General features: G+C 35.4%; 11 protein-coding genes and 4 pseudogenes. 2 read left to right on the forward strand and 13 right to left on the reverse strand.

Features of this window, described 5'->3' with window-relative positions; genetic code table 11:
• Positions 1-98: 98 nt before the first annotated feature.
• From ABLV90_RS01595 to ABLV90_RS01640, 10 genes and pseudogenes are all read right to left on the reverse strand, one after another.
• Positions 99-2267: pseudogene (locus ABLV90_RS01595) on the reverse strand (heavy metal translocating P-type ATPase).
• Positions 2264-2632 (reverse strand): ArsR/SmtB family transcription factor, encoded by a 369-nt coding sequence (locus tag ABLV90_RS01600; RefSeq protein ID WP_460871998.1) that lies wholly within the window; start codon positions 2630-2632, stop codon positions 2264-2266. The pseudogene ABLV90_RS01595 and the gene ABLV90_RS01600 overlap by 4 nt, the downstream one beginning before the upstream one ends.
• A gap of 354 nt (positions 2633-2986) precedes the next feature.
• Entirely contained in the window at positions 2987-4729 is a 1743-nt protein-coding gene (locus ABLV90_RS01605; RefSeq protein WP_460871999.1) for a pyruvate oxidase, read from the reverse strand.
• 92 nt (positions 4730-4821) lie between these two features.
• Positions 4822-5509, reverse strand: a pseudogene (locus ABLV90_RS01610) (LrgB family protein).
• The gene (locus ABLV90_RS01615; RefSeq protein ID WP_002511542.1) at positions 5510-5896 is read right to left on the reverse strand and encodes a CidA/LrgA family protein; all 387 of its coding nucleotides are present in this window, start codon (positions 5894-5896) and stop codon (positions 5510-5512) included.
• 346 nt (positions 5897-6242) lie between these two features.
• Positions 6243-7118 (reverse strand): cidABC operon transcriptional activator CidR, encoded by an 876-nt coding sequence (gene cidR / locus ABLV90_RS01620; protein WP_460872000.1) that lies wholly within the window; start codon positions 7116-7118, stop codon positions 6243-6245.
• Positions 7119-7459: 341 nt separating this feature from the next.
• Complete coding sequence (gene nhaC / locus ABLV90_RS01625) at positions 7460-8929, reverse strand: Na+/H+ antiporter NhaC (protein WP_460872001.1); 1470 nt, start codon at positions 8927-8929, stop codon at positions 7460-7462.
• Between the two features lie 293 nt (positions 8930-9222).
• On the reverse strand, positions 9223-10197 hold the full coding sequence (locus ABLV90_RS01630) for an SMP-30/gluconolactonase/LRE family protein (protein WP_460872002.1): 975 nt from the start codon (positions 10195-10197) through the stop codon (positions 9223-9225).
• A 242-nt stretch (positions 10198-10439) separates the two neighbouring features.
• Complete coding sequence (locus ABLV90_RS01635) at positions 10440-11720, reverse strand: hydroxymethylglutaryl-CoA reductase, degradative (RefSeq protein ID WP_069832825.1); 1281 nt, start codon at positions 11718-11720, stop codon at positions 10440-10442.
• Complete coding sequence (locus ABLV90_RS01640; RefSeq protein ID WP_460872003.1) at positions 11720-12874, reverse strand: thiolase family protein; 1155 nt, start codon at positions 12872-12874, stop codon at positions 11720-11722. Before ABLV90_RS01640 ends, ABLV90_RS01635 begins: the two co-directional genes overlap by 1 nt.
• 107 nt (positions 12875-12981) lie before the next feature.
• Here ABLV90_RS01640 and ABLV90_RS01645 point away from each other — a divergent pair.
• A pseudogene (locus ABLV90_RS01645) lies at positions 12982-14152 on the forward strand (hydroxymethylglutaryl-CoA synthase).
• A 245-nt stretch (positions 14153-14397) separates the two neighbouring features.
• On the opposite strand, the gene ABLV90_RS01650 reads toward ABLV90_RS01645, so the two are convergent.
• A complete protein-coding gene (locus tag ABLV90_RS01650; RefSeq protein ID WP_460872004.1) occupies positions 14398-15990 on the reverse strand; it encodes a BCCT family transporter in 1593 nt (530 codons plus the stop codon).
• Positions 15991-16130: 140 nt separating this feature from the next.
• Positions 16131-16664 (reverse strand): annotated as a pseudogene (locus tag ABLV90_RS01655) (methylated-DNA--[protein]-cysteine S-methyltransferase).
• A gap of 116 nt (positions 16665-16780) precedes the next feature.
• Here ABLV90_RS01655 and ABLV90_RS01660 point away from each other — a divergent pair.
• A complete protein-coding gene (locus tag ABLV90_RS01660) occupies positions 16781-17080 on the forward strand; it encodes a YrhK family protein (protein WP_069818176.1) in 300 nt (99 codons plus the stop codon).
• A 269-nt stretch (positions 17081-17349) separates the two neighbouring features.
• Here ABLV90_RS01660 and ABLV90_RS01665 read toward each other — a convergent pair whose 3' ends face one another.
• Complete coding sequence (locus ABLV90_RS01665) at positions 17350-18735, reverse strand: MFS transporter (protein WP_069818175.1); 1386 nt, start codon at positions 18733-18735, stop codon at positions 17350-17352.
• Positions 18736-18826 lie beyond the last annotated feature (91 nt).

Consider the following 18826-nt stretch of genomic DNA (forward strand, 5'->3'; position numbering starts at 1 on the left):
TAGGGGGAAGGGCTTTTCAGCCAAGAGAATGTACTTTCTCGAAAGTGTTCGATAATACTCGCTTTTATTGTTTGACGAAAAAATTGTCTGCTTAATTGTTACTCATTTTCTTTAACTCGCATAAGTCTCATACCATTCAATGCCACAAGTAGCGTTGCACCCATATCTGAAAGTATCGCGATCCAAAGTGTTAGCCAACCCGGAATAACTAAAAGCAATGCAATAATTTTTATTATTATTGCAAAAGTAATATTCGCTTTAATGATATTCAGCGTTTTACGACTCAGTTTAATCGTAAACGGCAGCTTATTCAAATCATCTCCCATCAATACTACATCTGCCGTCTCAAGTGCTCGCATCCGTGCCTGCTCCACCCATAGCAACACCGACTGTCGAAGTCGCTAAAGCTGGCGCATCATTGACACCATCTCCAACCATAGCCACGCGTTTATATTTAGATTTTAATTGTTTGATCACCTTAAGTTTATCTTCAGGTAGAAGCTCTGCTTTTATATCTGTAACACCAACTTGATTACCAATCGCTCCCGCAGTATTCTGGTTATCACCTGTTAACATGACAGTGTTTTCAATACTTGCCTGATGTAGTTTGTGCAGTGCTTGCTGACTCGTTTCTCGCACTTCATCAGCCACAGCGATTATGGCTTCGACACCTTGATCCGTTCCTACTAGCATCACTGTTTTACCTTGCTCTTGAAGAGAGGCAATTAAATTTCTAACTTTATTTTCATTGTTTGCAGTTAATAATTCTGAAAACATTTTTGAATTTCCAACGTAAGTCATACGACCATCTATGCTACCTTTTATACCTTTACCTGTAATAGAAGAGAAATCTTCTACAATAATATCTGAATAAGAGATGTGTTCAGCATTCGCTTTACTCATAATTGCAGAAGCCAATGGATGTTGAGATCGATATTCTAATGCGACAATAATGGACAGTATTTCACGTTCATCCACTCGATTATTGATAACTTTGAAATCAGTCACGACTGGAACACCTTTAGTCAAAGTGCCAGTTTTATCAAATGCGATTGCTTTCAGTGCTCCGATTTCTTCTAAGTAAATGCCACCTTTGACAAGTACACCTTTCTTCGCGACATTACCGATTGCCGATACGATGGCTATTGGTGTAGAAATAACAAGGGCACACGGGCATCCAACCACAAGAACTGCAAGCCCTTGATATACCCATTTATCCCAACTTGCTTCAAAGAATAAGGGCGGCAATACAGCAACCATTGCCGCAATCGCTATGATGACAGGTGTATAGTATTTTGCGAATTTATCTACAAATGCCTGTGACGGTGCACGTTCTGCTTGTGCTTCCTCCACGAGATGTATAATTTTGGATATTGTAGTATCTTCAACTCGTTTTGTAATTTTTACTTCTAGAAATCCTTCTTCATTTAATGTGCCCGCAAACACATCATCATCTTTATACTTTTCAACTGGAACAGATTCACCAGTGATTGCTGATTGATTAATTGATGAGTAGCCATCAATTATAATACCGTCCATCGCAATTTTTTGACCTGGTTTTACAATCATAATGTCACCAACGACAATATCATCAACATGTACAGTCATTTCTTGATTATTACGTTTGATTAAAGCCTTGTTCGGCGCAACATCCATCAATGAAGTAATCGATGCTCTGGCTCGATCCATGGAGAAGCGTTCTAATGATTCGCTAATTGAAAATAGAATCACCACAACCGATACCTCTGCCCATTCACCGATAAGGACACCACCTATAACAGCAATTGTCATCAATGTTCTCATATCGAACTCTAATTGAATCAAATTCTTGAGACCAGTTGTTATCATGGAAGCGCCACCAACAATCATTGATGTGATAAATAAAAGCGCCGTTACGATATTTTCATTTCCATTAATAAACATGGAAATGAAACCCGCGCCATAAATAACGCCGAATAAATCAATGTACTATGTTTCTTATAAATCGGAATCTTTTCTTCTTGTTCATCCTTTGAATTCGAAGTTGTACGTGTTGTGGTTTTTGGTATTACTTTTAAATTTTCAAACGCACCGGCTTTTTCCAATTCCTCAATACTTGCTTCACCTTGCACAGAGATTTGAGAGGCGCCAAAATTAACACTTGCATCGTGTACATTAGGCAGTTTTTTAACATTAGTTTCAAACTTGCCTGCGCAATTGGCACATGAAAAACCCTGTACTCGATATGTACTACTTTCTTTATTTGTTACTTTGTCTTGTCTGCTCAGACATTAGCGCTCACTTCTTTCCTATGCGTTAACGCCATCATCATAATCTGCTTGATATGTTCATCATCCGGCGAATAGAAAGCCATTTTCCCTTCTTTTCTGAACTTGAGTATTCCTTGTTTATTAAGCATACGAAGATGATGAGAGGCATTTGCGACCGTCACACCTATGATATTTGAGATATCGCATACACATAATTCTTCTTCCTGACATAAAGCATAAGTAATTTTAGCTCTATTTTCATCCGCGATTGCTTTCAAAAGTTGAGAAACACCGGAAATATCTATACTTTGTAAATCATGCTGTACTTTATTAACCTTTTTTTCGTCATAACAGAAAACTTCACACGTTTCATTTTTATTCATATCCTCCAACCTCTCATTAAAGTATATATTTGAATATTATTATACATTCATCTATATACTCATTCAAGTGTCCACTTTAATGAATAAGGATATGTAACACTAAAATTTTTATGTAACATACTAAATAAAAATACCACCACTGTTTAATTTAAATATATTATATTATTTTCGTTTAAAAAATGGCAGTAATTTGTGCCGACTCCTGCGGGAAAAGCACTTGCCGAAGACTACAGGGTGAGGCTGTTCCCGCGGAAAGCATGCACAAAAAAGTGTCGACAAAGTCCGAGACTTTGTCGACACTCTGAAAGCTACCAAGCATAAAATTGATTGGTAGCTTTAATATAATATATAAGTTTAGAAGAAACGTTTTACCGCTGTAGACATTGGAGGTAACTCCTCTAGGTCTAATTTTCCATCTTCTGTAATTGATCTAAATGCCCATTTACCATAATTCATTGCTTCATCCATCACAATCTTACCTGGTAAAGGCGCCGCAGTTTCATCAACGTACACATTGACAATTGTTGGACGGTCTTGTGACATTGCATCTTCAACTACTTCATCAATTCTATTTGGATCAGTTAATGTGTAACCAACGCCACCACAACTTTCAGCAAATTTTGCGTAATCAATATCTGTGAAATCAATTGCATATTCTAATTCGCCAGTTGCTTGTTGTTCATATTTAATAAATGAAAGTTGTTGGTTATTTAATACAAAGAATGTCATTGGCAAGTCATATTGTACTGCTGTTGCAAAGTCTTGCATTACCATTTGGAATGCACCATCACCGGCAATACCGACAACTTGACGGTTAGGATATGCAGTTTTAGCGACAATGGCACCTGGCAATGCACAACCCATTGTACCTAACCAACTAGATACAATAAATTTATTGTTAACTGTTAAGTTTAAATAACGCGTTGACCATACTGTTGACGTACCCACATCAATAGAAAAGATTGCATCGTCTGTTCTCACTTGGTTAATCGCATCCATTAGACGCTCTGGTCTAATTGGCTTACTGTTATCTTCTATATCTTTTGCCATCCATGCATCCCAAGTTGCTTTTCTTTCTAATGTTTTAGTCAAGAAGTCACGCTCTGATACGTGTTTAACTGAATCAGTTAATTGTAGCAATGACAATTTACTGTCACCAACAATACCCACATTCACATCGAAACGATGGCCAATATTTTCAGCATTGTTATCAATTTGAATTGCTTTAATATTTTTCTTAGGTAAATAATCCACATAAGGATAATTCGTACCTATCATGATTAATAGGTCAGCATCTTGTATTGTTTGGTAAGATGTTTTCGTACCGATTTTACCTAGATTACCAATATTATAAGGATGCGCATCTGCTAATAAACCTTTCGCGGGTAGCGTAATAATTGAAGGGATTTTCACCGCTTCAATAAATTGAAGTAGTTCATCTTTGGCATGTTTAGCACCCATACCGACAAGTACTACTGGACGTTTACTTTTATTGATAAGCTTAGTTGCTTTTTTAATACTACGTGGTTTTGGTGTTACACGTGCTGGTGGTGCAGTGTCCACTTTTGTATTTGTTGTATCTTTAACTTTATTTGTTAATAAGTTATTCGGCAAGATTAATACGGCTACACCTTTTTTCTCATATGCAGTACGAATCGCTTCATTGACAATACCAAATATATCTTTGTCATTTTCAGATATTTGACGGTTATAAACTGACACGTCATCAACTAATTTGCTAATATCTGTTTCTTGGAATGCTTTCGTACCTAAAGCCGTGCTATCTGTTTGACCAGCTAAAATAAGTTGAGGTACATTGTCCATTTTTGCATCATACATACCATTAAGTAAGTGAATTACACCAGGACCACCAATACTCAATGCTACCCCAATTTTACCAGTCAATTTTGTATAACTTGAAGCAGTTAGACTTGCTACTTCTTCGTGTCTAACATTAACAAATTTAATATTATTTCTAACTGTTCTTAAACTATCTACGACTGCATCTATAGAATCTCCTGGAATACCATATAAATGATCAATATCCCATGCTTGCAACGCTTTTACTAATGCTTCATTTGCTTTTATTTTTGCCATTTTTAAAATAGCTCCTTTCAAATTTCAATCATTTTAAATCGTTGATTCTTTTGATGTTGTTTTCAGTAAAATATCTAGTTCGTTTTTAAAACTTAATATAATAAGAGGACGAGTATCGGTAAGACAATAGAACTTAATACGGCTGTTAAAATCATGCCGATAGAGCTAAAAGCACCCGACTCACCATCTATTTCAAATGCTTGTGCCGTACCAAATGCATGTGAAGCATTACCGTACGTTAAACCTTTTGCAATAGCGGTCTTAAATCTTCCCACTTTTAATAAATAAGACCCTAATATACTACCAATTAATCCTGTCGCGACGATAAACATAACAGTAATCGTATCTACCCCGCCCAGTTGATTTGAAACTTCTATACCAACTGCGGCAGTCATAGAGCGTGGTAACATCGTCATAATAACTTCTCTTGAATAGCCTAATATTTTCAACAAGCAGAAGATAAATACGAAGTTTAATATCACTGCTGAGAAGACACTACTGAATATGATATTGGCATGTTTTAATATTTTATGACGGTTTTGATATAACGGAAAAGCTAAACAAACCACTGTACAGTTTAATAGATAGTTAATCCATTGACCGCCAACCATATAACCTTGATAATCTACATTAAATAGAAGCAAGATAGCAATAATACCAATAGAAGATATGAGTGCTTGGATTTAAAAAAGGTTTTTTAAATTTTTGCTGTAATTTTTTAGCTCCAACATACATAACAATTGTTAAGACAATCATTATCAAACCATTTAAAAGTGTCATCTAATCTTGTCCATTCCCATATTCCGTAGTTCTAACCATTTTCTCCGCTATAAACCCTGAAATTAAAGCAACACAGCAAGTTCCTAAAATAATCATTGCGAAGAATAAAATGAAATTTAAATTAATCTCAGATACGACATCCATGACGCCTACAACGGACGGTACAAAGAAAAATACCATAGTTGTTAAGAAAAAATTCGAACCTTTACTAACCCATTGTGATGGGATAATTTTGAATTGTAGTAAGAGAAAAAATAAGATTAAGCCTACGATGCTTCCCGCAATTGGAATGTGCAGAACACTTTGCAAGACATTTCCAGCATACGTAATAGCCATAATCATTAATATTTGAAATAAAACTCTAACTACCTTTAGTGACATCTGCATTTTTATCATCCCTTTATCGTCATTTTTATTTGGTGTTTTGTTGATTACATATACTAGTATAAGCCCGTACGTAATATAATAAAAATATTGATTATCAATGACACCTATTACTTTTATTCATGTAAGCGATTGAGTCTATTATATTTCATTATATTAAATACTAAAATTAAACTTTTAATATTTACCCTTTTCATTCAAAAGTCTTTGTTATCACAACACTTACATGACTTTGTATTTGATTATTTACGTTGTTGTAAACAAAACAAGGGCAGGAAGAAATCAAAATTTGATTTCTTCCTGCCCTCTCAAGACTGACTAGAAAAACGATAAGCTATATAAGTACTTTTTATAATCGTTGTTTCATAAATTTAATCCACTTTTTAGTCGCATGACTTAAATATTTATCCTTCTTCCATATAACGCCTAACTCCCAACGCATTGTCGGGTCATCAATTTTTATACTTTTAAAATTACCATCAAGTAAATTCACAATATTCTCTGGTAAGATACTCACACCAAGATGTGCACTTAATAAATTTTCAATAAAGTTCCACTGAGAAATTTTAGAAATTGTATTTGGCACAAATCCTGAATTTTTAGCCGATTCAATAATTTTGTCATTTAAATAGAAATCTTCATTAAATAGTATAAAGTCCTCATCTTTTAACATACTCATATCTACTTGTTCATAATTCGCCAATCTGTGCTCTTTATTCAATACGAGTTTCAATTCTTCTTCGTATAGTAACACAGAATGAAAAATGGACTGATCTACTGGAATTGTGGTAATACCAATATCAAGCTCATCTTTAATTAACTGAGTCTCAATCATCTTCCCACCATTTTCCACTAAATTGTATGTTACATTTGGATATTTCTGATGAAACTCACCAAGTATATGAATAAACTTATTCATGTTCATCACTGCAGATAAACCTATACTGATATGACCTGTTTCTAAACCAAGTAGACTATTAACCTCTCTAGGCAAATCATTATAGAGTGTTAAAATTTCTTTGCTTTTTTGATAAAACACTCTTCCCGCATCAGTCAATGCAAGTTGTCGTTTACTGCGATCGAAAAGTGTCATGTTCAATTCTTTTTCTAAATCTTTTATCGCTTTACTAATTGTTGGCTGAGCAATATATAAAGATTTGGAAGCATTTGTCATACTATTTTGGTTTACAACTTCAACAAAATACTTCATCTGTTTAATATCCATGCACGTTCTCCTCTACTTGAAACATAATTAATACTTTCCAGTATACGTTTAAATTTCAATATTTCAATATTAACTCGTTACAAAAACGTTAACACACAGCCCCTTATTATTTTTAAATACTTATCAAAAACGAACCCTAAACATGAAAAATGCACTCCTAAAAATTGAAACTACATTCAACTTTGGAGTGCATTTATTTTTCAATATATTCGGACAATTTTAATTAATCAGATATATATCTATAAACTGAGTTCATATTATATTATTTACCTTGCTACACTGGTGTTAAATACAACTGTTACAAATCAACATGATGACTGATTTTAAAACACAATGCTGTATTATGTTAAGTTCGCTTCTTCTTCTTTTCTATTTTGTTCAATTTCTTCTTCACTTAATCCTATGATTTTAAAACCGATATATCCAAATATAATAGATATGATTGGTACTGTGTAATTTAAAATTGCATAAGGCGCATATTCTATAACAGACACACCTAATGTTGAAGCAATAAATACACCACATGTATTCCATGGTACAAATACAGACGTTAACGTACCGCCATCTTCTAAAGCTCTGGATAAATTTTTAGCATGTAAATTTTTCTTTTTAAATGCCCCAGCGTACATTCTAGATGGGACGATAATGGATATGTATTGTTCGGAACATGTAAAGTTTGTACCAATACATGACACTATTACAGATGCAATTAATGATCCAGTAGTTTTAGCAAATTTTAAAATAACTGAAATTAATGCAGTTAACATGCCTGAATATTCAAGTACGCCACCAAATGTCATTGCGACAAGTGTAAGTGAAATCGTATAGAACATCGATTCTAAACCACCACGGTTAAATAATTCATCAACCAGTGAATTGCCTGATTCAATCGTGTAACCTGTTTGTAGTGCTGTTAACCCCTCTACAATGGAATCACCTTGTATAAACAGTTGCGCGAAGAACCCTAATATAATACCTACGCAAATCGATGGGATTGTTGGCACTTTGACTACTACAAGTGCGATGACTGCCAATGGTACTATGAGTAACCACGGTGTAATCACAAAACTATCTTGCATCGTAGTCAGTATTTCATCTATATTTTTTGTATCAAAATTTTTATCACCAAAACGTATACCGATAAAGAAAAATGCAACTAGTGATATTACCAAAGCCGGTATTGTTGTATAAAACATGTGCTGAATATGTTCAAATAAATTAACACCAGACAAACCAGAAGCTAAATTGGTCGTATCAGATAATGGGCTCATTTTATCTCCAAAGTAAGCTCCACAGATGACTGCGCCCGCAACCATACCTGGAGAAATACCCATGCTCAGGCCAATACCCATAGATGCTACGCCTACTGTCGCCATTGTAGACCAACTACTACCTATAGCTAATGCCACAACGCCACAGAGCACAATTACTACGACTAAAAAATATCTTGGATCGATTAATTGCAGTCCATAATAAATCATAGTAGCTACTACACCACTACCTATCCACGAGCCAATTACTAAACCTACGAGAATAATGATTACTATAGCGGGCAATGCATGTCGAATCCCCTTATACATCATTTCTTCTACTTCGCTAAATGCGTAACCATGTAGCATGGTTATAATAATCGCGACTGCCGTACCAATCATTAATGGTATATGAGGCTCTTTTTCAAGCACAGCTACCGTAAATAACATTGAAGTTATCATAATGATTAAAGTAATTAAAGCAGACGTAAGTCCTAATTCTTTCTTTGTCCTAATCTTTTCGCCATTATTTTTAGTTTTCTTATTAAAAATAGTAGGCACCCCCTTTGTTATTTTATATCATACTTAACTTTTTATGCGCTTTCAACAGCGTATTTATTATTTAAAGGTAGTTATTATCACATTTGTAGTTATTTTACATTATCCAAATCACTTTTTTTATACACATAGGTCACTATTTTTTACAACTCGCTTTTTTATAAAATAATACGTCAAATTATATTTCCCGATTTTTATTAAAGAGCATTACTACGCATTAAGAACCTTAATATAGAAAAAATGTAACTCCGAGTCGAAGTTACATTTTTTCTATATCTGTTTATTCAGTTGGAGAATTAATGAAATTGATAACTATGATGGCCTTTAGCAAAACCTTTAGCAGTAAATAACCAAGAGTCTCCACCCATTTCTATATCGTTCGCACTAATAATTAATTGATCTGTGCCAGGAATAAAGGCAGGATGCGTTGATCTCAACATGTGTCCTTGGTCACGTCCTGGTATCAAGATTTGACCTATTGGATAGCCTTTTTTATTAAAAACAAGTACTCTTCCTTGGCCATACATTGCCACATAAAGGTTGTCATCGCTATCAATGCAACAAGAGTCTGGGCCTTCATGTCCTGTGAAGTGATAAGGAATAGAGGCACCAAATGGCGCAATCGTAACACCATCATCCAATAAATCTATTCGATGTAATCGATTTGCATTTGTCTCTGTAACCCACAATGTTTTTTCATCAGTACTTAAGGCCACACCATTGGCCACAGCAAGATTCTGAATAACAGGTGTAATCGTTTTATAATCTGATGACACATAATATACGCCACCTTTAGGGTTTGTAGAATAACCACGGAAATCTGTAAAATAAAATCCACCTTTACTATCAAATACTAAATCGTCAACGCAATATTCAGTATCAATATCTGAAACAATTGGAACTTCTTGTTCACCTTCTGAATCTACTGCGAAGATGCCTCCTGAGCTTTCAAAATCTCCCAAATAGCAAACAAAAAGTCTTCCATCTTTATGTATTTTAACTGTCGCTGGATTTTGTTTTTGTGATTGAAATAGTGTTGTCACTTTTTTCTCTGGCAAAGCTACGTGAAAGATTGTGCCCCCAAATACTTCACATAAAAGGAGATTCCCATCTTTATCAAAGCATAGCCCTTCAAGTTGTAAACCCTCATCAGAGATTTTTAACCATTGTTCTGCCGTAACCGTTTGGATATCCGCTTCATGTGCAAGTATTGGCACAGCTGTACTTGCATTCCCTTTATACGATAATGTCGGAATGTTGTTGTTTTCCATTATTCATACCCCTTTTCTACTTTTTCTTATATCACAAGTATATGATAGTATTTTCTTAAAATAAAATCATAACCGTAGCATTGCGTAATAAAAATAACGTTATAACATTTTAATCAGGGACATCTATTTTTCTTCAGACTAAGCACGCTAAAAAGGGGGAGACATTATTGTGTCTCCCCTAATATATCCAACTATGATTCAATGATAACTATCAAATTGAAAGTGCTTTATATACGCTACTTCTATTCGTTCTCTCTTAATTGATCTAACAATTGCTGTGCTGTAGCTGTATTGGCTCTTGGCTCATCTTTCAACATATCTGCGACTTGTGCGATTTCTTTACCTTCTGCACCCACGACAATGGCTAATGATTTATACTGTAAGCTCATATGTCCTTTTTGGATGCCTTCTGACACTAATGCACGACAGGCAGCAAAGTTTTGTGCCAAGCCAACAGCCGCAACTACATGTCCAAGTTGTTCAGCGGAATCTACTTTCATTAAATCTAGCGCTGTTTTAGCAATTGGTAACACTTTTGTGCCACCACCGACTGTCGCTAATGTCATAGGAACTTCAATCGTCCCAACCAGTGTCTGACGTTGCTCATCATAATGCCATGTTGCTAAGCCACGATACTGTCCATCTTTGCTTGCATATGCATGTGCAGTTGCTTCAACACCGCGTGTATCATTACCTGTTGCCAAGACCACAGCGTGGATACCATTCATTACACCTTTATTATGCGTCGCCGCACGGTGAATGTCTACTTGAGCTAATACAGAAGCACGTTCCATACGTTTCGCTACTGCTTGTCCATTGCGGCCACCCTTGGATAAAGCGGAAACTTCAATTTCACCTTGCACTTTAACTACAGACGCTGTCGCATGGTTAGATAAAATACTCATTAAAATATCAATATTGTCTAATTCATTTTTTAAATAAGCTGTAATACCTTCTAAAATTGTATTCAGCATGTTCGCACCCATAGCATCTTTTGTATCTACAAATACTTTTAATGACAATAAGCCTTCCGCTGAAAACGTGTCAATTTCTATGCGGCGGTAGCCCCCGTCTCTTTCTATAATTGAAGGATATACTTCGTCAGCAATTTGTTTGATTTGTGGTTCTAGCTGATTAATTTTTTGTGCAAGTGCCTGTGTATCATTTACGCCATCAAAAACAATTTGGCCAATCATTAAGCGTTCACTAGATACCACTTTGAAACCACCCGTTTGATTGACAAGTTTAGCGCCATAGCTTGCGGCCGCAACAACTGAAGGTTCTTCTACCATCATTGGCACGACATATGCTTTTTGATCAACAATAATTTCTGGTAGTAATCCTACAGGTAAAGAACCTTGGCCAATCACATTTTCAATTAGACTATTCGCAATCTCTTCAGGAATAAGTGGGTTATTTAGCAATACCGCTTTATTTTCATTACTTAACCAACCTTTTTGAACAAGTTGCTCTAATTTCTCTTCACGAGATAAATGACGAAATGACTTATCTAACGCTTCCATTATTTATTCCCCTTTTCAATTTCTAGTGCTATACCTAAGCCGCCGCCAATACAAGCAGTAGCGATACCACTTTGTTTACCCTCTTGAGACAATACATTCACAAGCGTCGTCACCAAGCGTGTACCAGTTGCACCGATTGGATGACCCAACGCAATCGCACCACCATATAGATTGAGTTTTTCTTCAGCTATGCCTAAATTATCTCGAACAGGAATACTTTGTGATGCAAATGCTTCAGTCATTTCAACAACATCTACATCATCAATATGTTTACCTGTCTTATCTAATAATTTTGTAACTGCATGATAGGGTGCATAACCCATATAATCGGGGTCACAACCTATTTCAGCATGCTCTCCTAGAAGTGCTAAAATTTCATGTCCTTGTTCTTTTGCATAAGTCGCGTCCATTAAGATAATCGTTGAACCACCATCATTAATACTAGAAGCATTACCACCAGTAACTGTGCCATTTTCTTTGAAAATTGTTTTTAAAGTTGCAAGTTTTTCTATACTCGTATTACCACGTATACCTTCATCACTTGTCATCCATTCACCATTTACGTCTTTTAACGGTACGATTTCATTATCAAATTTACCCGCTTCAGTCGCTTGATGTGCTTTTTGATGAGAATCATTTGCAAATTTATCTTGTTGTTCACGTGTCACATCGTATTTCTCAGCTATTTTTTCTGCTGTAATGCCCATTGGCACATTTGAAAAAGCATCTGTTAAACCGTCATGCATAAAGCTTTGAACAGGTGATTCTCCCTCTTTTAAAATAAGTTGTGGTGCGTTCGTCATACTTTCTACGCCACCAACTGCAACTACTTTCGCTTCTCCCAATTGGATCGCTTGTTTACCGAGGATAATTGATTTTAGTCCTGAGCCACACACTTCATTAATTGTCATAGTCGGCGTTGTATTCGGTACACCTGCATTGATACTAATTTGACGCGCTGGATTTTGTCCACTTCCACTTTGTAACACATTGCCATAAATGACTTGATCTATTGTATTTGGATCCAATTTAATTGCTTCTATCGCTGCTTTTAATGTTTTCTTTCCGAGTTCAACTGCTGAATAATTACTTAACTTCCCTTTAAATCTTCCAATTGGTGTACGTTTTGCACTTACGATTGCTATTTTATTCATTTTCAATCTCCTTTATTTACAGTTAATTTTAAATCATTGTATTTTATAAGCGTGATTTGGTATGATACAGGTGCTTATTTATATATAGAAAGGTGTCGATACGCTTTATGACAATTGGTATTGATCAAATTAATTTTTACGTTCCAAGATTTTATGTAGATATGGCTAAACTTGCAGAATCACGTCAAGTTGACCCAAATAAATTTCTACTTGGCATTGGCCAAAATGAAATGGCAGTTAGTCCAGTAAGCCAAGACATTGTTACAATGGGCGCAAATGCCGCAAAAGACATCATTACTGATGAAGATAAAAAACAAATCAGTATGGTTATTGTTGCAACAGAATCTGCAATTGATTCTGCGAAAGCTTCAGCAGTACAAATACATAACTTGCTTGGCATTCAACCATTTGCACGTTGTATTGAAATGAAAGAAGCTTGCTATGCCGCAACACCAAGCAATTCAATTAGCTAAAGATTATTTAGCACAACGTCCAGATGAAAAAGTATTAGTTATCGCTAGCGATACTGCACGTTACGGTTTAAACTCTGGTGGCGAACCTACACAAGGTGCAGGTGCAGTTGCTATGATAATATCACAAAACCCACGTATTCTTGAACTAAATGATGACGCAGTTGCCTTCACTGAAGATGTCTATGATTTTTGGCGTCCAAGTGGACAACCATATCCTCTCGTTGATGGTGCATTATCGAAAGATGCTTACATTCATTCGTTCCAAGAAAGTCGGAATGAATATGCTCGTCGCTACAATAAAACATTAGATAATTTTAAATCATTATGTTTCCACGTACCATTTACTAAAATGGGTAAAAAAGCACTTGACTCAATTTTAACAGATTCTGTTGATGAACAAACAAAAGCACGCTTAACTTCTGGTTATGAAGATGCTACATATTATAATCGTTATGTAGGTAACATCTATACTGGATCTTTATACTTAAGTTTGATTTCATTATTAGAAACACATGACCTGTCTGCAGATGATACAATCGGACTATTCAGTTATGGTTCTGGTTCTGTAGGCGAGTTCTTTAGTGGTAAAATTGTAAAAGGCTACCAAGATGCACTTGATATTCAAGGACATAAAGACCTTTTAAACAACCGTACTGAAGTTTCAGTTGAAACATATGAATCTTTCTTCAAACGTTTTGATAATTTAGAATTCGATCACGAAACTGAATTAGCTGATGAGCAAAAGAATATTTTCTATCTTGAAAGTATTAATGATCATATCCGTAATTATAATACCTTAAATTAAATCTGAAATCACTTAATCGTATCATGATTCAGGAACATAATTTAAATTATCATATTTAGCTTATGCCTTTAAATTATGTGCTGAGACGTCTTAACTGAATTTAGATAAATTTATGTATATAAAAAAGCACATTCATCAAAATGAATGTGCTTTTCTTTTTATTCAATAAACAAAAACAGAGGAGATATTTGTCAATTTACGACTGTATCTCCTCTGTTTTATGTACGTATCATGTTATAACGTAATTATTTTTCCGCTTGTTCTTGTTGTTCTTGTTCAATCTTACGAGTATATGCTTCGTATCGCTCTTTATTGGGCTGTAATGTCAAACCTAGATATTTCCGTTCTTTGTTTGCATCTTTATATAAAGCAATCATCATTAATATCACTACAAAACTAAACGGCAGTGCGGATATAATGGCAGCTGATTGTAAGGCGTCTAAACCAGTGTCCCCACCAGCTAATAATAAGACATACGCAATAGCCGCTAATGCTAAGCCCCAGACAATTTTAACAAAACCTGAAGGGTTTAACGTACCATGTGCAGTCTGCATACCTAATACATAAGTCGCTGAATCTGCAGAGGTAATAAAGAATGATGCAATAAGCGCTAAAGCAATGATTGAAAGGATAAACCCAAAGGGTAATTCATTAAAGATTCCAAATAGCTGTGTCTCAGGCGGTAATTTAAATAGTTCACCATGTTTTTGTCCTACTGTGATACCTGTCGTACCAAAAGCACTAAACCAGATGATACTAATCACTGTTGGAACACCTAAAACTGCAACAACAAATTCTCTAATACTACGTCCTTTTGAAATCCTAGCGATGAATATACCAACAAATGGACTCCAGCTCATCCACCAGCCCCAATAATATATCGTCCATGTTTGCATCCAGTCCGATTTTTGTTCATTTAATGGCGCTACGTCTAAAGTATTAAGTAAAATCGAATTCAAATAGTCTCCTGTGCCACTTGTCATCATGTTTAAAATGAGTAGCGTTGGACCCACGATAAAAACGATTAAGAGTAGTAAGCCTGCTAATACCATATTTAAATTACTTAAATATTGGATACCTTTACTTAAACCGCTCCATGCACTATATAAAAACAAGACAGTAACGACTGCTATAATAATACCTTGAACCAGTGAATTAGCTGGTATACCAAATAAATAATTAAGACCAGCATTGATTTGAATGGCCCCTACACCTAAAGAAACCGCAACACCGATTACTGTTGCAAAGACTGCTAGCACATCAACAACCGTGCCAATAGGCCCATCTACTTTATCTCCTAAGATAGGACGTAATGTTTTTGAAATTAAACCATTTTCTCCTTTACGGAACTGTGAATATGCCAGTGCCAAAGCTACAACACCATACATCGCCCATGGATGAATCCCATAGTCCAGAAATGATGATTGAAATGCTTCTGACATGGTTGCTTTTGTTTCAGCATCTGCAGTTGGCGGCGCTAAATAATGCGAAATAGGCTCTGATGCGCCATAGAATACTAAACCTATCCCCATACCCGCACTAAATAACATCGCTAACCACGAAATAGTACGAAATTCTGGTTTATCCGAAGGTTTACCTAGCTTTAATTTACCGATTGGGCTAAATGCTAGAAACACACAAAAGCCTAATATTACAGTATATAACAACATATAATACCAACCGAATGTATCTGAAACCCAAGTAGACACACTACCTGTAATACTCCCAAATTGTTGTGGGAAAATTGCACCAACCAAAACAAGTAATCCTATGATGGCAGCTGAATATATAAATACACTTGAAAATTGTTTTTTCTCTTTTGGCAAAATGCTCACCATCCCTTAATTTTTTAGCAAAGACGTGTAATAGAATACCATACTGAGTTAAATTATCAACTTAGTTAGAGATTTTTTACAACTTACAAGCGTATTTAAGAGTGGTTTTTGAAAAAATTAACTTATTTCTCAATACTACGGGCTCAAGGCTTTGTACTATTTTTCGGTCTATAAAATGCATCCATATCCATTTTTTCTAATTTAAGTAACTCGATTTTGGTATCAATGCCGCCACCATAACCTGTTAAGCTACCATCTTTACCAACAACTCTATGACAGGGAATGATAATTGAAATTGGATTGTTGCCTACTGCACCACCCACTGCTTGTGACGACATTTGGGTTTTACCTCTTTTTTCCCTATTATTTGTGCGAGTTCTCCATAAGTTACTGTCTTGCCATAGGGTATTTCTAAAAGTGCTTGCCCAGACTTGTTCACGAAATTCCGTACCTGACGCTTTTAAAGGAAAATCAATTTCTGGAATATTTCCCGAGAAATACGCGTCTAACCAATGTTCTACTTTATCAAAGATAGGTTGTTCTGTTTCAACTAACTTATCATCATATTTTAATTCGAAATCGGTTTGATTGGGTAGCCACAAGCCAGTGATATGCTCTCCGTCAGATGTTATTGCAATGCGTCCGATAGGTGCTTGATAGTATCTTTTATAATGCATGATGCTCCCCTCTTTCTGTCCTTCTGAATTTGTTTTATCATAAATCTTTCTTGGTTTTATGTAAACCATTAAGGGAATGAGTAAGACAACTCAAGATATGTATGGGAGGCCTTTCTATGTCTAAATCTAATCAACAAAATCCTATTAACAAAAGTGCTGATTTAAATTTTAATACACCTCAAAGATCTGAACGTCTCACAATGATTTATAAAGCACTATACCAATTAAACGATGTAGTTCTTGGCATCATATTCTTAATAGGTAGTTTTTTATTTTTTAGTGATTCTACTGTCACATTAGGTACAATACTGTTTGTAATCGGTAGTGTACAGATGACGGTTAGACCGCTTATTGCATTGTCACATGATTTACATTTGGCACATAAATATAAAAAATCAGAAATGCATGATGAATAGTACATTTTATCATTCAACGTAACAAACAGCCTGGGACATAGCACATGTCTCAGGCTCATTTTTTATATTGGCAGTGGCTGACTGAATTGAAAATGCGCTTATATCAAGCTTTTAAAGAACTACTACTTCATTTATGAAGACAAGTAGTTCTTATGCAAGCGCTGAAGCGCTTATATTCCATTTTACAGTAGCTGTGCCGGGTCGGGTTCATACGACGAAATTTTATTAGCAAAATTAGATTTCTGTCCCACTCCCTTTAATTTTAATATTTACGTATTTATTTTACGTGTTGGTATGATTAATGCACTTGCAAGAACACCACAACCAACGATACAAGCACCAACGATAAAACCTGTTGTTGCCGCTGTATGTACGCTTTGTCCACTTTGCATAATCGCTGTGTAAATAGAAGTCATAATCGCAATACCAAAGGCGCCACCAAGTGTTGAGCCCATTTTAAATATACCGGAAGCGACGCCCACTTTTTCTGGTGGTGTAGTTGAAACTGCAGTACTCAATGCAGGTGTTGCAAAAAGACCCGTACCTCCACCAAAAAAGACTGATGCAATTAACGCTACAACGATATATCCTGAGGTACCAAAGAACGTTAAACTAAATAATAATATACCTATTGCTGTAAATATTGGTCCGATAACCAACGCACGTTTCGCACCAAATCTTTTAATACTCTTTTCACCTAAGCGCACAACAATAAGAAGTGTAATTAAGTACGGTAAAGTAAGTAAACCTGCTTGGAACGCACTAAATTTCAATCCACCTTGCGCGTACATATTAAATAAAGCAATCACACCAACGCCTGTGTTAAGTAAGAAGTTCGCAAGTACTGCGCCTATATAAGGCTTGTTTTTAAATAATTCCAAATCGATAAACGGCACTTTTTTGCCACGTTCTACTTTGAAGAACATAAATACACATATGATAAAGACAGCTAATAATACTAATGTCGGTGTACTCAACCACCCCATTTTATATCCTTGCGTAATGACAAAACTAATACTCGCGATCATAATCACAAATATTGTCAGTCCAACATAATCAAAACGATTTGTTTTATCTTTAATTAATTCACTTTCTGGTAAATGTTTTAATAACATCATTGCTACAAGCGATAATATAATCGACAAAATAAAAATAGATTGCCATGATATAAACGTTGCCATCGCTCCCGCAAAGAAGGATGATAAACCTGTACCACCAAACGCACCAATTGACCAAAAACTCAATGCTTTTTGTCTTTCGTCCCCTTCAAAAAAGTCATTGACGATGGAAATCGTCGCCGGCATGATAATTGCTGCTGATAAACCTTGCACAACTCTACCTAGAATCAGTAATACAACGTTACCTGAGACGATAAGCATAAGTGAACCAACGATACTTAGTATGAGTGCAATACGTGTCATCTTTACCTTACCAAATTTATCTGAAATATTACCAGCTACTACCATAAACACACCGGTAACAAATGACGTTAAACTTATAGAAATATTGACTATACCTGGACTAGCTCCAAAAGTTGACTGGATTTGAGGGCCAATATTTAAAAATGATTGGGCAAATAACCAATAAGTTAATATTGATAATACAATACCCGTCAACAATTTACCCCCTGAAATTTGTTTCATTTTTTCTACCATAAAAGCATCCCCTATGTTTGTTAATAATATAAAGTTAGAATTTCAAAAGACACTTGTATTCGTATTTTACAAATGAGATTATTACACATTT

Source organism: Staphylococcus sp. 2S1, from assembly GCF_046721335.1.
GTDB lineage: Bacteria > Bacillota > Bacilli > Staphylococcales > Staphylococcaceae > Staphylococcus > Staphylococcus equorum_A.

Coding starts and splice junctions, on each gene's coding strand:
- ABLV90_RS01615 (WP_002511542.1), bottom strand. CDS start 5,896: ATGCAGATGTCACTAAAGGTAGTTAGAGTTTTATTTCAAATATTAATG.
- ABLV90_RS01640 (WP_460872003.1), bottom strand. CDS start 12,874: ATGAATAAAATAGCAATCGTAAGTGCAAAACGTACACCAATTGGAAGA.
- cidR (WP_460872000.1), bottom strand. CDS start 7,118: ATGGATATTAAACAGATGAAGTATTTTGTTGAAGTTGTAAACCAAAAT.
- ABLV90_RS01635 (WP_069832825.1), bottom strand. CDS start 11,720: ATGGAAGCGTTAGATAAGTCATTTCGTCATTTATCTCGTGAAGAGAAA.
- ABLV90_RS01630 (WP_460872002.1), bottom strand. CDS start 10,197: ATGGAAAACAACAACATTCCGACATTATCGTATAAAGGGAATGCAAGT.
- ABLV90_RS01660 (WP_069818176.1), top strand. CDS start 16,781: ATGTCTAAATCTAATCAACAAAATCCTATTAACAAAAGTGCTGATTTA.
- ABLV90_RS01605 (WP_460871999.1), bottom strand. CDS start 4,729: ATGGCAAAAATAAAAGCAAATGAAGCATTAGTAAAAGCGTTGCAAGCA.
- ABLV90_RS01665 (WP_069818175.1), bottom strand. CDS start 18,735: ATGGTAGAAAAAATGAAACAAATTTCAGGGGGTAAATTGTTGACGGGT.
- ABLV90_RS01600 (WP_460871998.1), bottom strand. CDS start 2,632: ATGAATAAAAATGAAACGTGTGAAGTTTTCTGTTATGACGAAAAAAAG.
- ABLV90_RS01650 (WP_460872004.1), bottom strand. CDS start 15,990: ATGGTGAGCATTTTGCCAAAAGAGAAAAAACAATTTTCAAGTGTATTT.